Origin of the sequence: uncultured Williamsia sp. (genome assembly GCF_947494875.1) — a bacterium.
Lineage (GTDB): Bacteria > Actinomycetota > Actinomycetes > Mycobacteriales > Mycobacteriaceae > Williamsia_A.
The window spans coordinates 364,211-377,630 of record NZ_CANLWM010000004.1; the positions used below are offsets into that span (position 1 = coordinate 364,211).

The 13,420-nt window shown below is 69.2% G+C and carries 13 protein-coding genes; 9 read left to right on the top strand and 4 right to left on the bottom strand.

All coding sequences use genetic code 11. The annotated features are described in order from the left end of the window. Position 1: 1 nt before the first annotated feature. Positions 2 to 1,240 (bottom strand): Rieske 2Fe-2S domain-containing protein, encoded by a 1,239-nt coding sequence (locus tag Q1A98_RS12105; protein ID WP_299573652.1) that lies wholly within the window; start codon positions 1,238 to 1,240, stop codon positions 2 to 4. A gap of 199 nt (positions 1,241 to 1,439) precedes the next feature. Between Q1A98_RS12105 and hsaA the strand changes: the two genes are divergently transcribed. From hsaA to Q1A98_RS12135, 6 genes are read left to right on the top strand one after another with little or no spacing between them, the layout of a single operon-like run. Beyond that, on the top strand, positions 1,440 to 2,621 hold the full coding sequence (hsaA, locus tag Q1A98_RS12110) for a 3-hydroxy-9,10-secoandrosta-1,3,5(10)-triene-9,17-dione monooxygenase oxygenase subunit (RefSeq protein WP_299573655.1): 1,182 nt from the start codon (positions 1,440 to 1,442) through the stop codon (positions 2,619 to 2,621). A gap of 58 nt (positions 2,622 to 2,679) precedes the next feature. After that, positions 2,680 to 3,597 (top strand): iron-dependent extradiol dioxygenase HsaC, encoded by a 918-nt coding sequence (gene hsaC / locus Q1A98_RS12115; RefSeq protein WP_299573657.1) that lies wholly within the window; start codon positions 2,680 to 2,682, stop codon positions 3,595 to 3,597. An 8-nt stretch (positions 3,598 to 3,605) separates the two neighbouring features. Beyond that, a complete protein-coding gene (hsaB, locus tag Q1A98_RS12120) occupies positions 3,606 to 4,178 on the top strand; it encodes a 3-hydroxy-9,10-secoandrosta-1,3,5(10)-triene-9,17-dione monooxygenase reductase subunit (protein WP_299573659.1) in 573 nt (190 codons plus the stop codon). Beyond that, positions 4,169 to 5,386, top strand: a complete 1,218-nt coding sequence (locus Q1A98_RS12125; RefSeq protein ID WP_299573662.1) for a hypothetical protein — start codon at positions 4,169 to 4,171, stop codon at positions 5,384 to 5,386. Before hsaB ends, Q1A98_RS12125 begins: the two co-directional genes overlap by 10 nt. Next, entirely contained in the window at positions 5,383 to 6,165 is a 783-nt protein-coding gene (locus Q1A98_RS12130) for an SDR family oxidoreductase (protein ID WP_299573665.1), read from the top strand. The genes Q1A98_RS12125 and Q1A98_RS12130 overlap by 4 nt, the downstream gene beginning before the upstream one ends. Positions 6,166 to 6,179: 14 nt before the next feature. After that, complete coding sequence (locus tag Q1A98_RS12135; protein ID WP_299573667.1) at positions 6,180 to 7,331, top strand: sulfotransferase; 1,152 nt, start codon at positions 6,180 to 6,182, stop codon at positions 7,329 to 7,331. A gap of 9 nt (positions 7,332 to 7,340) precedes the next feature. Here Q1A98_RS12135 and Q1A98_RS12140 read toward each other — a convergent pair whose 3' ends face one another. After that, on the bottom strand, positions 7,341 to 8,183 hold the full coding sequence (locus Q1A98_RS12140; protein WP_299573668.1) for a helix-turn-helix transcriptional regulator: 843 nt from the start codon (positions 8,181 to 8,183) through the stop codon (positions 7,341 to 7,343). An 86-nt stretch (positions 8,184 to 8,269) separates the two neighbouring features. On the opposite strand from Q1A98_RS12140, the gene Q1A98_RS12145 reads away from it, so the two are divergent. Further along, a complete protein-coding gene (locus Q1A98_RS12145; protein ID WP_299573671.1) occupies positions 8,270 to 9,064 on the top strand; it encodes a glucose 1-dehydrogenase in 795 nt (264 codons plus the stop codon). A gap of 10 nt (positions 9,065 to 9,074) precedes the next feature. On the opposite strand, the gene Q1A98_RS12150 is transcribed toward Q1A98_RS12145, so the two are convergent. Together Q1A98_RS12150 and Q1A98_RS12155 are read right to left on the bottom strand one after the other, a co-directional pair. Next, positions 9,075 to 10,316 (bottom strand): EAL domain-containing protein, encoded by a 1,242-nt coding sequence (locus Q1A98_RS12150; protein WP_299573674.1) that lies wholly within the window; start codon positions 10,314 to 10,316, stop codon positions 9,075 to 9,077. 260 nt (positions 10,317 to 10,576) lie between these two features. Beyond that, on the bottom strand, positions 10,577 to 11,230 hold the full coding sequence (locus tag Q1A98_RS12155) for a DUF4352 domain-containing protein (protein WP_299573677.1): 654 nt from the start codon (positions 11,228 to 11,230) through the stop codon (positions 10,577 to 10,579). 161 nt (positions 11,231 to 11,391) lie between these two features. Here Q1A98_RS12155 and Q1A98_RS12160 point away from each other — a divergent pair, with 161 nt between their 5' ends. Both Q1A98_RS12160 and Q1A98_RS12165 read left to right on the top strand, forming a co-directional pair. Continuing rightward, entirely contained in the window at positions 11,392 to 12,648 is a 1,257-nt protein-coding gene (locus tag Q1A98_RS12160) for a histidine kinase (protein WP_299573680.1), read from the top strand. 95 nt (positions 12,649 to 12,743) lie between these two features. Next, positions 12,744 to 13,418 carry a response regulator transcription factor gene (locus tag Q1A98_RS12165; RefSeq protein ID WP_299573682.1) on the top strand — a complete coding sequence of 225 codons (675 nt, stop codon included), beginning with the start codon at positions 12,744 to 12,746 and terminating at the stop codon, positions 13,416 to 13,418. Positions 13,419 to 13,420 lie beyond the last annotated feature (2 nt).

A 13,420-nucleotide genomic window follows, 5' to 3' on the forward strand; every position in this document is an offset into this window, starting at 1 on the left:
GTCAGACCTTCGCCGCGTCGTTCGTGGCCGCGAGCTTCGCCTGCTCGGCGCGCACCGACGCCTCGGTGTCCTCACCGGCGGCCTTGCGGCGCAGGTTGTCCTCGATCTCGACACCCCAGTTCTCCAGGGCCTTGGTGGTGTCGATCTCGTACTCGAAGCGCTGGGTCATCTCCTCGGTGACGTCGGCGGCGTCGACGTAGAACTGCTCGTACCAGCGACGCAGCTGATAGACCGGCCCGTCCTCCTCGACGAGGAGCGGATTGTCGATGCGACTCTTGTGTTTCCAGATCTCGACGTCCTGGAGGAACCCCACCTCGACACCCTCGGCGATCTTCGCCGCCATCCCGGCCGCCTGCTCGGAGGTGAGGCCCTCCGGCTTCTTGGCCATGACGCCGAACATGAGCACGAACGAGTTGTTGTCGATCGGGTAGTGGCAGTTGGTGAGGATCGTCTCGATGGCGTACTCGCCGTACGTCTGATGCATCGGGTTGAGCATGTAGGACGGCCCGTAGTACGCGGCGATCGAGCGCAGGTAGCTGTCGCCGTAGGCCGACGTCAGCTCGATGTCCGGGCGGCCCCGCGAATTCATGTACTGCGCCGCGGTCTCGCCCTCGAAGACGTTCTTGAAGTAGTCGGGCAGGGCGTAGTGGATGTAGAAGAAGTGCGCCATGTCGACGACGTTGTCGATGATCTCTCGGCAGTTCGAGCCCTCGATGACGATGCGGTTCCAGGTCCACCCGGTCCACTCGTCGGTGCCGATTTCGGCGATCTCGGGGATGACGACGTCCTCGGGAGGCGGGTTTCCCTCGGGGTCGTTGTAGACGAACACCTGGCCGTTCCGGATCATCGTCGGCCACGACCGCGTCTTCGCCAGCTTGGGCGCGCGCTTGGCGTAGGGCACGCCGGCGCAGCGCCCGTTGCCCCTCCAGCGCCAGTCGTGGAACGGGCAGGCGATGTTGCCGTCCTTCACGCTGCCCTGCGACAGGTCGCCCCCCATGTGCCGGCAGTAGGCGTCGAGGATCTTGATCTCCACCGGCTCGGCTGTGACATCGGGCCCGCTCGCTTCGCTCCCGGCGCCCGCCCAGACGACGAGCTTCGTGCCGAAGGCGTCGACGGAATGCGGCTTCCCGTCGGTGAACTCCGAGACCAGGCCGAGGCAGTGCCAACCGCGTGCGAAACGGGTCGGTGGGGTGCCGGTGTCGATCTCGCGGACCGCGACGTCGTCGTGCGACGTGGTCATCGCCTACCTCCTGGTGGTCGCCGACGTGGGACGTCGATCGCGGACACGATGAGAACATGTTACAAAAACGGGGGTTTCGACGCCACTGGCATCGGAGCGGATTTCGGCGCTGACGTCGACAAAAGCCCAGTACTCGACACAAATGAGAACGTGTTCTAATATTGGTCGTCGAACAGTCACCGACCGTAGGAGTGCAACGATGTCGCAGCGGAGTGAGGCCGGCGCCGAGGTCCTGGAGCGGATCAGCGCCCTGCTCCCGGAGATCGAGAAGCGCGCGCAGGAGTGCGAGGACCAGCGTCGCATCCCCGTCGAGACCATCGACGCGCTCGACGAGGTCGGCTTCTTCAAGCTCGTCCAGCCCGCGCAGTGGGGCGGCCACGAGGTCGACCCGGTCACCTACTACGAGGCGGTGCGTCGCATCGCCAGTGCCTGCGGGTCCACCGGATGGGTCTCGTCGATCCTCGGCATCCACAACTGGCACCTCGCGCTGTTCCCGCAGCAGGCGCAGGACGAGGTGTGGGGCGACGACCCGACCGTGCGCATCGGCTCCTCCTACGCCCCGATGGGCATGGGCGAGGTCGTCGACGGCGGGTACACGGTCAACGGCGAGTGGCACTGGTCGTCCGGGTGCGATCACGCGCAGTGGACCTTCGTCGGCGGCCCGGTGTTCAAGAACGGCAAGCCGGTCGACTTCGTGAGCTTCCTGCTGCCGCGCAGCGACTACGAGATCCGCGACGTCTGGCACGTCTCCGGGCTCAAGGGCACGGGCTCCAACACGCTCGTCGTGAAGGACGCGTTCGTCCCGTCGCACCGGATGCTGAGTTTCAAGGACATGGCGATGGGCACGGCGCCGGGGTTGGAGAACAACACCGCGCCCGTCTACCGGATGCCCTGGGGCACCGTGCATCCCACCGTCATCTCCACGCCGGTCGTCGGCATGGGCTACGGCGCTTACGCAGCGCACGTCGAGGCGCAGGGCAAGCGGGTCCGCGCCGCCTACGCCGGCGAGAAGGCCAAGGACGACCCGTTCGGCAAGGTGCGCATCGCCGAGGCCGCCAGCGACATCGACGCCGCCTGGCGTCAGCTGACCGGCAACCTGCAGGACGAGTACGACTGCATCCTCGCCGGGCAGGAGATCCCGATGGAGATGCGTCTGCGCGCCCGCCGCGATCAGGTGCGTGCCTCACAGCGGTCGATCTCGGCCATCGACCGTCTCTTCGAGGCCGCCGGCGCCCGTGCACTCGACAGCGACCAGCCGCTGCAACGGTTCTGGCGTGACGCCCACGCCGGACGCGTGCACGCCGCGAACGACGCCGAGCGCGCCTACCAGGCGTTCGCCAACGGCGAGTTCGGCATCCCCATCGGCGACACGATGGTCTGAGGCATCCCTGTCGCCTCTCGCGCCGACTTCGCACACGACGACGGAAACGGTTCTGAGTATGACTGCGTCCTGCCCCATCTCCTCGCTCGGCTACATGCGGATCGAGGCCACCGACGTCGCCGCATGGCGGGAGTTCGGACTCAAGGTCCTCGGCATGATCGAGGGCACCGGTGCCGTCGACGGCGCGCTGTACCTGCGCATGGACGATTTCCCGGCGCGCCTGGTGATCGTCCCCGGTGAGCTCGACCGCCTCGCCTCCGCGGGCTGGGAGTGCCCGGACGCCGCTGCGCTCCAGGACGTCCGCGACCGGTTGTCGGCAGCCGGCGTCGTCTACCGCGAGGCCAAGGACGAGGAACTCGCCGACCGTCAGGTGGTGGAGATGATCGTCTTCTCCGACCCCAGCGGACACGTGCTGGAGGCGTTCCACGGTGTGGCCCTGCAGCATCGGCGGATCGTCAGCCCCTACGGTCACCGGTTCGTCACCGGCGAGCAGGGCCTCGGGCACGTCGTGTTGACCACCGACGACGATCGGGCCGCCCTCGAGTTCTACCGCGACGTCCTGGGTTTCCGGCTGCGCGACTCGATGCGGCTGCCCCCGCAGGCGGTCGGGCGCAACGAGGGTGATGAGGTGCCGTGGTTGCGGTTCCTCGGGTGCAACCCGCGACACCACAGCCTCGCGTTCCTGCCCATCCCGAACAGCACCGGCATCGTCCACCTCATGGTCGAGGTGGAGAACTCCGACGACGTGGGCCTCGCCCACGACCGCGCCCTTCGCAAGAAGGTGCCGATGTCGGCGACACTCGGCCGCCACGTCAACGACCTGATGCTGTCCTTCTACATGAAGACCCCCGGCGGGTTCGACGTCGAGTTCGGATGCGAGGGACGCACCGTCGACGACACCGCCTGGGTCGCCCGGGAGAGCACCGCGGTCAGTCTGTGGGGCCACGACTTCTCGGTGGGACTGAAGAACGCCTGAGCGACACCATGACCCACGTCTCCCACGGCAGCCAGGACTTCGACCCCCGCCAGTTCCGGACCGCGATGGGGCAGTTCTGCACCGGTGTCACGGTCATCACGACGCTGAACGACGCCGACGAACCGGTCGGGTTCGCCTGCCAGTCGTTCGCCGCGCTCTCGCTGGACCCGCCGCTGGTCCTGTTCTGCCCGCAGCGCACCTCCCGTAGCTGGAAGGTGATCGAGTCGACGGGGCGGTTCTGCGTCAACGTCCTCTCCAATCACCAGCAGGAGGTCAGCGCGGTGTTCGGAGCCCCCGGTGAGGACAAGTTCCGCACCGTCGAGTGGGACCCGTCGCCCAGTGGCCTCCCGGTGATCAAGCGCAGTCTCACCTGGGTCGACTGCACCGTCGAGCGTGTCGAGGACGGCGGCGACCACTTCGTCGTCATCGGTCGGGTGCAGACACTCGGGGACGTGCTGCAGGACAAGCCGCTCCTGTTCTACCGGGGTGGCTACCTGTCGACCGAGCATCCGCGGGTGACACCCGCCCAGGCCGAACTCGAGAACTTCCTCACCTGGACCGGAGGCGACACATGGCTGTGACCGACACCGTGACCGACCCGACGTCCACGGATGCGCCCGCCGCCGACCTCACCGAAGATCTCGCCGACGCCATCCGGGAGGCCGAGCGGCGCATCGCAGCTGCGGAGTTCATCCGTTCCGACGTCGACCGCGCGGAGGGGTACACCTATCTCGCGCAGTGTGTGCAGGCCGTCATGCAGCTCGCGTGGGCGCGCAACCACTCCCATCCGCATCTCGTCACCGCCACCGGACCGTGGACGAAGATGGGCCTCGACAATCCCGACACGCTGTACTGGAGTGCCGATCTCGAGCCTGGCGGTCACTACCTGATCCGGGGCCGACGAGGCACCACCGCCGACCTCAGCTTCCAGGTGATCGCCGGCCACTACGACGCGGACACCGTTCCGAACGGCGACACCGCGTTCGACGACCGCCGCCTCACGATCGCCGACGACGGGACGTTCGCGTTCACCCTCGGCCCCGAGGGCGCCGGCACGTCCGGCACCGACCACTTCGTCCTGCCGGAGGGCGCCACCACCCTCGCGGTCCGGGAGGTGTACTCCGACTGGACGGCGACGCGCGGCTCGATCGCCATCGAGCGCGTCGACACGGTCGGCACCGCCCCCGTCGAACCCGACATGACGCTGCTGCGCAAGCGGTATCGCGTCGCGGCGAAGATGTTGCTGTCGCGGATCGACACCTGGTTCAACTTCCCGAAGTGGTTCTACCTCGACCTCCCGGTGAACACGCTGACCGCACCGCGACAGACGCCGGGCGGGTTGGCGACGCAGTGGTCCTCCGTCGGCCACTTCGACCTCGCCGACGACCAGGCCATCGTGATCACCGTGCCGAAGTCCGCTGCGCCGTATCAGGGTTTTCAGCTCGGCAGCCTCTGGTACATCTCGCTCGACTACGTCCACCACCAGACGAGCCTGAACTCCCATCAGGCCCAGGTCGATCCGGACGGGATGATCCGGATGGTGGTCGCGCGTCGCGATCCAGGTGTGGCGAACTGGATCGAGACCACCGGCCGCACCCGCGGGATCATGCAGTTCCGGTGGCAGCGCGTCGACGAACCCGTCACCGACGGCCCGACCGCGGTGGTCGTGGACGTCGACGGCATACCCGCCCACCTTCCGTTCCACGAGCACAACGTCATCGACGCCGACGGCTGGCGGATGCGGATCGCCGCGCGGCAGCGCGCCTTCGCCGACCGGATGCTCGGGTGACCGGCCTGCTCGACGGCAAGGTCGTCGTCGTGAGCGGCGTCGGCCCGGGCTTGGGGCGGTCGATCGCGCTGCAGTCCGCCGGGGCCGGCGCCTCGGTGGTCATGGCCGCCCGCACCGAGGAGCGGCTGCGCGCCGTCGCCGACGAGATCGATGCCGCCGGCGGGCGGTCGCTGGTCGTCCCCACCGACATCACCGACGACGCCCAGGTGCAACGCCTCGTCGACACGACGGTGTCCGAGTTCGGCCGGGTGGACGCGCTGGTCAACAACGCGTTCGCGCTCCCGTCGATGAAGCCGCTGGCGCGCACCGACTTCCAGCAGATCACCGACAGCCTGGACCTGACCGTCCTCGGCGGCCTGCGGGTCACGAAAGCGTTCACCGACGCACTGGCGGCCACCGCCGGCGCCGTGGTGATGATCAATTCGATGGTGCTGCGCCACAGCGAACCGCGCTACGGCAGTTACAAGCTCGCGAAGGCGGCGCTGCTGGCGATGTCGCAGACCCTGGCCACCGAGCTGGGGGAGCGGAAGGTCCGCGTGAACAGCGTCGCCCCCGGCTACATCTGGGACGACCAGCTGAAGTGGTACTTCGGCGAGATCGCGAAGAAGTACGACATCTCACCCGACGACGTCTACGCCGACACCGCGAAGAACTCCGACCTCAAGCGCCTTCCCGAGCCCGACGAGATCGCCCGAGCCGTCGTGTTCCTCGCGTCGGACTGGGCGAGCGCCGTCACCGGCCAGACGCTCGACGTCAACTGCGGCGAGTACCACAGCTGAACAACGGAGGATCGATGACACCACGTACGGACGTCGGCACCGTCGAGGACCTGCACGCCTCCGCGGCGCGCGCTTCCGGTCTCGACGACTTCGGCGCCGACGATCCTGCCGAGGCGCTCGGGGTGCTGCTCGAGTCCTACCGTTCCGAGGCGGGTCTGACCGAACTGGGCAGCAAGATGTCCCGCTTCTTCCTCAAGGGGGCGCTGGTCGCGCGGCTGCTCAGCGAGAAGGCGTTCACCGACCACCCGGAGCACGCCGAGATCCCCGTCGAGCGTCCGATCTTCGTCACCGGACTGCCCCGGACCGGGACGACGGCCCTGCACCGCCTGCTGACCGCCGACCCCGACCATCAGGGTCTGGAGATGTGGCTGACCGAGTACCCCCAGCCGAGGCCGCCGCGCGACACCTGGGACTCCGACCCCGTCTACCAGGCCATCAACGCGAACTTCGAGCGGCACCACGTCGAGAACCCGGAGTTCATGGGCCTGCACTACATGAGCGCCGAGGACGTCGAGGAGTGCTGGCAGCTGCTCCGCCAGACCATGAAGTCGATCTCCTACGAGTCCCTGGCCTACCTCCCGACGTACTCGCGCTGGCTCGACGCGCAGGACTGGACCGACGCCTACCGACGCCACAAGCGCAATCTGCAGCTGATCGGATCCCCCGACGCCGAGAAGCGCTGGGTCCTCAAGAATCCCAGCCACCTCTTCGCGATCGACGAACTGCTGTCGGTCTATCCCGACGCGGTCATCGTCCAGACGCACCGCGCACCGCGCACAATCGTCGCGTCCATGTGCTCGCTCGCGGAGAGCGCCACCGCGGGGTGGTCCACCACGTTCGTCGGCGAGACGATCGGGCGGACGCAGCTCGAGCTGTGGTCGCGGGGTCTGCGGCGCTTCGCCGAGGCCCGATCACGCCACGACGCAGCACATTTCGTCGATGTCGACTTCGACGACCTGCGGCGTGATCCGGTCGGTGTGGTCGAGGGCATCTACGCGGCGGCGTCGATCCCGTTCTCCGACGCGGCGCGCTCGGCGGTGACGGAGATGGACGCCGAGAGCAAGAAGGGTCCCCGGGCGCCGAAGCACCACTACGACCTCGCCGACTACGGCCTCACCACCGACATCGTCGACGAGACCTTCGACGGGCTCGTGCCCACGCCCTGAGGCCCGGCGTCAGAGCGTCGCGCCGGGTCCCAACACCCCGAGCAGTCGGAGCGCCTCGGCGTCCCGCGATCCTGTCGGGGCGGTGTAGAGCACGAGGTGTTGGTCGACCTCGGGGAGCATGAGGACGGTGCAGTCGACCGTCACGTCGCCGACGACGCGATGCCGGAAGGTCTTGCGGAGCGCCGTCGGGGGTTGGATGTCGCGGCGCTCCCACAGCCGGACGAACTCCGGACTCCCGGCGAGGAGTTCGTCGATCAGCTGCGCCACCTGCGGATCGTCGGGGTAGCGGGTGTACGCGATTCGTAGCTGCATGACGGCACCCTGGCGGAACTCCTGCAGATCCGACACGCCGTAGAGCGCAGGCCGACCCGCCGGCGGCGGCAGGAACGCCTGACGGGCCAGGTTCCGCTCGGCGGGGGACGCGTCGGCGAAGTCGTCCATCAGCGCGCGGGCCAGGTCGTTCCAGGCGAGGATCTCGTACACCGCCGAGCTGACGAACCCGGCGGTGTCGGGAAGTCGGTCGAGGAGGGCGTGGATGCTGGGCCGAACCGTCCGGCACACGAGGGGGTCGCGGGGGCGCACCGTGTCCGAGAGGACGTGCAGGTGGTCGGTCTCGGCCGACGTCAGGCGCAGGGCCCGGGCGAGAGCCGAGACCACCTCCACCGACGGTCGCGGTGCCCGTCCCTGCTCGAGGCGCACGTAGTACTCGGTGGAGATGTGTGCGAGGACGGCCACCTCCTCCCGCCGGAGTCCTGGTGTCCGTCGGCGCAACCCGGAGATCAGACCGACGTCCTCGGGCCGGAGCCGCGCGCGACGACTACGCAGGAACGCGGCGAGCTCTGCGGTGTCCACGACGACAAGTCTGCCGCGATGAATGCCCGCGAGGGTGGTACCACCGCTACCTGTCACGCGCCGGGGGACGGTCCGAGACTGGGCTCATGACACAGACATCGGACCACGCACCCACCCCCCGCCCCGTCGGCCTGCTGGCCGGCAAGGTCGCGCTCGTCACCGGCGCCAGCCGCGGCATCGGAGAAGCCGCCGCACGGCTGTTCGCCGCGGAGGGCGCAGCGGTCGTCCTCGCCGCACGCAGCGTCGACGTCCTGGACGGCATCGTCGCCGACATCCGAGCCGAGGGCGGTGTCGCGGACGCCGTCGCGCTCGATCTGCGCGACCCCGACGGCGCGCGGGAGGTGGTCGAGCGCACCGAGCAGCTGCACGGTCGACTCGACGTCGCGTTCAACAACGCCGCCGTCGTCCAGCGACCCGGTCCCCTCGACGAGACGTCCGAGGACGACATCGAGACGCAGTTCGAGGTCAACTTCCGCGCGCAGTGGACGGCCATGCGCGTGGAGGCCGAGGCGATGCGGCGTGCCGGCGCGGGAGCGATCGTCAACACCTCGAGCATCGGGAGCAGGCGTGCCAATCCGGCGCTTCCCGCCTACGGGGCCATGAAGCGGGCGCTCAACAGCCTCACCGAGACCGCCGCGGTCACGTGGGCTTCGCAGGGTATCCGGGTCAACGGCATCACACCGGGCGGCACGGAGACGGCGATGATCGACGAGTGGGAGGACGCGACGCCGGGAGTCCGTGACGCGGTCATCGCGTCGATCCCGATGGGCCGTATGGCCGCGCCGTGGGAGATCGCCGAGGCGGCCGCGTGGCTTCTCAGCGATCGCGCGTCGTTCGTCACCGGGGCGGTGATCCCGGTCGACGGCGGCGCGGGGGCGTGAGGCGCGCGGCTCAGAGGTCGGGGATCACCGGGACCGGCCCCGGCCGCTGGAACAGGAAGCCTTGCGCCTGAGGGCATTTCATCGCGACGAGCGCACGGTTCTGTGCAGCGGTCTCGATGCCCTCGGCGATCACGATGAGCCCGTTGGCCGACCCGTGGTCGATGAGTCCGCGGATCAGGTGGTCGACGGCCGGGGTGCCCAGCGACGACGTCAGCGACGCGTCCAGTTTGAAGCCGTCGATCGACCAGTGCACCAGTCGTGACAGCGACGACCACCCACGGCCGAGGTCGTCGACGACGACGTGCACGCCCAGGTCACGCACAGTCTCGAGGGCTCGGTGCGTGTGGTCGTCGTCGCCGACGGTCGACTCGATGATCTCGACGGCCAGGCGCTCGGGCGGCATCGCGGCGCCACGGAGGGCATCGAGCAACCGCTGGAGCCGTGCCGACCGACGGAGATGCCCACCCTCGATGTTGACGTGCAGCACGAGCTCGTCGCCGAGGGTCGCCTCATGCGCCCGCATCAGGTCGGCTGCGGCCCTTAGGATGTCGAGGTCGAGGTCGAGCATGATGTCCGTCGCACGGACCGCCGGCAGGAAGTGCGCCGGGGTCAGCACCCCGTGGACCGGATGGACCCACCTGCTCAGCGCCTCGAAGCCTCGGACGGCACCGTCGGACGGGTCGACGATGGCCTGGAACCACGGTTGGATCTCCCCGCGCGACAGGGCGGCGGCGACGTCGTCGAGCCCGGTGTCGTCGGGGAGTCGGGTGCGGTCGCGCTGCAGTTCGAGTTGCTCCTCGACGACGCGCGCGTACTTCTGCAAGAGGGTCACGTCGGCGGCGCTGATCGAGTGGGGGACCGGGTCGGTCACGCAGAGGGTGCCGATGGCGGTGTGCTCCCGGCTGAACAACGGCACACCCACGTAGGTACGGAGGCCTGCGGCGGTGAGGGGTGTCGTGAGCGCGGGGTCGACCGGAGCGGTCTGCGCGTCGCCGATGACGAGGGGTTCGGCGCTGTCGACCACCGCACGACAGGTCGTCGTCGACCTGTCGACGACGAGCCCGACGCTGTCCGGATCTCCGTAGGCGGCGAGGACGTACTGGTGCTGCTCGTCGAGGATGTGGAGTCGGGCGTGCGAGAAACCGACCGCGAGTGCGGCGAGTTCGAGGGTGGTGGACAGCGTCGCGCTGACGGGACCGTCACCGAGGTAGTTGGTGGCGTGCCCGGCGCGGGACGCAGCACCGTCGTTCATCGTCCGAATACTAGTCGCGGCACGGGGGAGACTCTGGCGAGTTCCGCGGTGCGGCGTCTGTCTGTTCTGGCCGTGGTGACCTCCAAGGCCGGAACGGCGTGTCCGCTCGCGAGGGGGAGGACCTCCTCACGGAGTGGATGCGCCCGGCGTCCGTCTCGTGAGGGGCCCTCGTGTCCCATGCCGACGTCGTCCCCGGCCTGGTCGCCCGTCACCTGATGGCCGAGCGTGTCGCGGCTGGGTGGCCCCAGCCCGTGTCGGGGTCAGCGGAGGTCGACGGTGACACCACCCGAGAACACCGAGTCATGCAGTTCGATCTGCGTCGCATCGGTACCTGCGGGCAGGTCGTAGACCACCGTCACCTGCAGAGCGTTGCCGGGGTTGATCTGCTCGTAGAAGACTGCGGCGTCGTCGACCTGGATGGTGGCCGCCGTGTTGGGTGAATACTCGGTTCCCTGCGCCGACAGAACCTTCTGCGACGAGATGTCGAGGCTCTGCGCCTTGTCGCCGACGTTGCGCACGGTCAGGTCGACCAGCAGGAACTCGCCCTGGGCACGTTCGGCCATGAAGTCGGGGCCGATGCTGGTGCCGCCGGGGCGGACGCCCCGCACCACGAACTCGAACTTGCCGTCGCGCGCCGGTGCACCGATCCCCGGTCGGGGTGCGGCGGCGGACTCCGCGCTGGTCGCGGACGCGCCTGCCGAGGCGGGGGCGGTGCCGCCCGCAGGGGCCGCATCCGGCGAATCGGTGGAGCCGCCACCGCTCGTCGCGACCGAGATGACGACGATGAGCAGCACGAGGCCACCGAGCACGCTGAGCACCTTGTGGCGAGCGAACCAGTTCTTGCGCGGCGCCGGCGGCGGGTAGGGCGAGACGAAGGACTCGGGCTGGTGGGGATCGGACGGGTTCCGGTTCATGGCAGTACCTCTCGGGGAGTCGATGTTCTCGACCACTGCACCGTGACCGCCCGGTCCACCACATCCTCCGATCGGTCCGTCGGCCTCATCCGATCGGTCCGCGTCGACCCGTCCGATCGCCGGATGGTGGTCTGTCGGTCGCCACCCGTACCGTCGCGGCCATGATCCCCCTCGGCCCGGTGTCGCCACCGGCGTCGTCGTGGCCGCAGAAGGCTCCCACCGCTGCGCCCGGTCGCGTCCGCCGCCGGCTGGTGACCGTCGCGGCCGTCGCGGCCAGCCTGTTCCTGACGATGATGACCGCGGGGCTGGCGGGGGCCGCGGGGACGCCGGTGTGGAACGTGTCGCTCGGTTTCATCCTGAACGTCGCAGCGGCGGTCGCCCTCGTGTGGCGGCACCAACACCCCATCCGGGTGCTCGCCGCCGCGGTCGCCGGACCGCTCTTCTTCGCCACCGACGCGACAGCGGCCCTCATCGCGCTCTACGCCGTGGCATCGGTGGTACGCGACCGCCGGCTCCTCGTCGCCACCGGCGCGGTGTGGGCGGCGTGCGTGGTCTCGCTGCTCTACGACTCGTCTCGACGCCGGGACTACTCGGCGCTGACCATCGGTGTCCGGGTGCCCGAGGACGGTCCGGTGCCGGAGTGGGACCTGCCCATCTGGGTGGCGTTCCTGGTCGCCTCGGTGCTCGTCGCATTGGTGGTCGCAGTGGCCGTCCAGCGACGCACCAGCAGTCAGCTGAGCGTGGTCGCAACGGCTCTCGACGATCAGACGCGCGAGTCGGAGGTGATGCGCGCGGAGATGGCGGTGGCAGCCGACCGTGCACGGATCGCCCGCGACATGCACGACACGCTGGCGGCCACGCTGAGCCGGATCTCGTTGACCGCCGGCGGCCTCCAGGTCAACAGCACCGAAAGTCCTGAGCGGGTGGCGAACTCGGCGTCGCTGATCCAGAAGACGGCCCACGACGGGCTCGACGAACTCAAACGCATCATCGGCGTTCTGCGGGGTGGGGGCGACGCGGGGTCGGCGTCGGGCGCGCAGAACCTCGACGGAGTGTCCGATCTCGTCGCGTCGGCACGATCGGCCGGGGTGTACGTGACGTCATTCGTCGACGTGCCGCCGCAGCCGGTCGGCCCCTTGTCGGGACACGTGGCCTACCGGGTGGTGCGCGAGGCGCTCACGAACGCCTCACGGCACGCGGTCGGTTCGCCCGTGGGCCTGTCGGTCCAGGGGTCGCCTGACGACGGGCTTCGCGTCGAGATCCGGACGCGCACCGGTATCCCCGTCCCGTCGACGGATGGAACGGGGACGGGACTCCGCGGGATCGCAGAAGCGGTGACCGGCGCCGGTGGATCGTTCGGCGCCGACCGGATCGGCGACGAGTTCGTCGTGAACGCCTGGCTGCCCTGGTACTCCTGAGGAGTTCACCGCGGCGGTCGATCGGCAGAGGCGTTCCGGTCAGCACGGTGTCGGGATCCGTGCTGTCGGACGTGCTGCCTACCATCGGCACCACCATGACAGCGCCCATCGATCTCGTCGTCGTCGACGACGACCCGTTCGTGCGCCGGGGACTGCTCGACATCTTCGCCGCCTCGGGGGACATCCGCGTGGTCGCCGAGGCGGACGACGGTGACCAGGTCCCAGCGGTGCTCGCCCGGCACCGACCGCACGTGGTCCTGATGGATCTGAAGATGCGGCGTGTCGGGGGCATCGATGCCATCGCCGCGGCGATGGCCCAACCGAATCCGCCGCGCGTGGTCGCGATGACGGCGCTCGACGTCGACGACCTCGTCCTGGCAGCCATCCGCGCCGGCGCCCACAGTTTCATCCGCAAGGACGAACCGCCGCAGTCGTTCGGTATGGCGGTCCGCGCGGTCGCGGCCGGGACGACGCTGTTCAGCGAACAGTCGCTCCGCGAGATCGTCGCGGCCACCGGTCCGGGGGTGACCGGCGAACCACACGGCTCCGACCGCTCGGATGCGGCGCGCGCGGTCACGACGTTGTCCGATCGCGAGTCGCAGATCCTCCGGGCACTCGCCTCGGGTGCCACCAACGCAGCGATCGCCGGGGATCTGTACCTGAGCGAGACCACCGTGAAAACCCATGTGTCGCACATCTACACGAAGCTGCGCGTCACCACGCGCGTCGAGGCGGCGATGGAAGCCCTCCGCGGCGGACTGGTCATCTGACC

Excerpts from the sequence above, each read along its gene's own strand:
- hsaB (WP_299573659.1), top strand. The coding sequence starts at position 3,606 with ATGACCCACGTCTCCCACGGCAGCCAGGACTTCGACCCCCGCCAGTTC.
- Q1A98_RS12125 (WP_299573662.1), top strand. The coding sequence starts at position 4,169 with ATGGCTGTGACCGACACCGTGACCGACCCGACGTCCACGGATGCGCCC.
- Q1A98_RS12165 (WP_299573682.1), top strand. The coding sequence starts at position 12,744 with ATGACAGCGCCCATCGATCTCGTCGTCGTCGACGACGACCCGTTCGTG.
- Q1A98_RS12150 (WP_299573674.1), bottom strand. The coding sequence starts at position 10,316 with ATGAACGACGGTGCTGCGTCCCGCGCCGGGCACGCCACCAACTACCTC.
- Q1A98_RS12145 (WP_299573671.1), top strand. The coding sequence starts at position 8,270 with ATGACACAGACATCGGACCACGCACCCACCCCCCGCCCCGTCGGCCTG.
- Q1A98_RS12135 (WP_299573667.1), top strand. The coding sequence starts at position 6,180 with ATGACACCACGTACGGACGTCGGCACCGTCGAGGACCTGCACGCCTCC.
- Q1A98_RS12160 (WP_299573680.1), top strand. The coding sequence starts at position 11,392 with ATGATCCCCCTCGGCCCGGTGTCGCCACCGGCGTCGTCGTGGCCGCAG.
- Q1A98_RS12155 (WP_299573677.1), bottom strand. The coding sequence starts at position 11,230 with ATGAACCGGAACCCGTCCGATCCCCACCAGCCCGAGTCCTTCGTCTCG.
- hsaC (WP_299573657.1), top strand. The coding sequence starts at position 2,680 with ATGACTGCGTCCTGCCCCATCTCCTCGCTCGGCTACATGCGGATCGAG.
- hsaA (WP_299573655.1), top strand. The coding sequence starts at position 1,440 with ATGTCGCAGCGGAGTGAGGCCGGCGCCGAGGTCCTGGAGCGGATCAGC.
- Q1A98_RS12105 (WP_299573652.1), bottom strand. The coding sequence starts at position 1,240 with ATGACCACGTCGCACGACGACGTCGCGGTCCGCGAGATCGACACCGGC.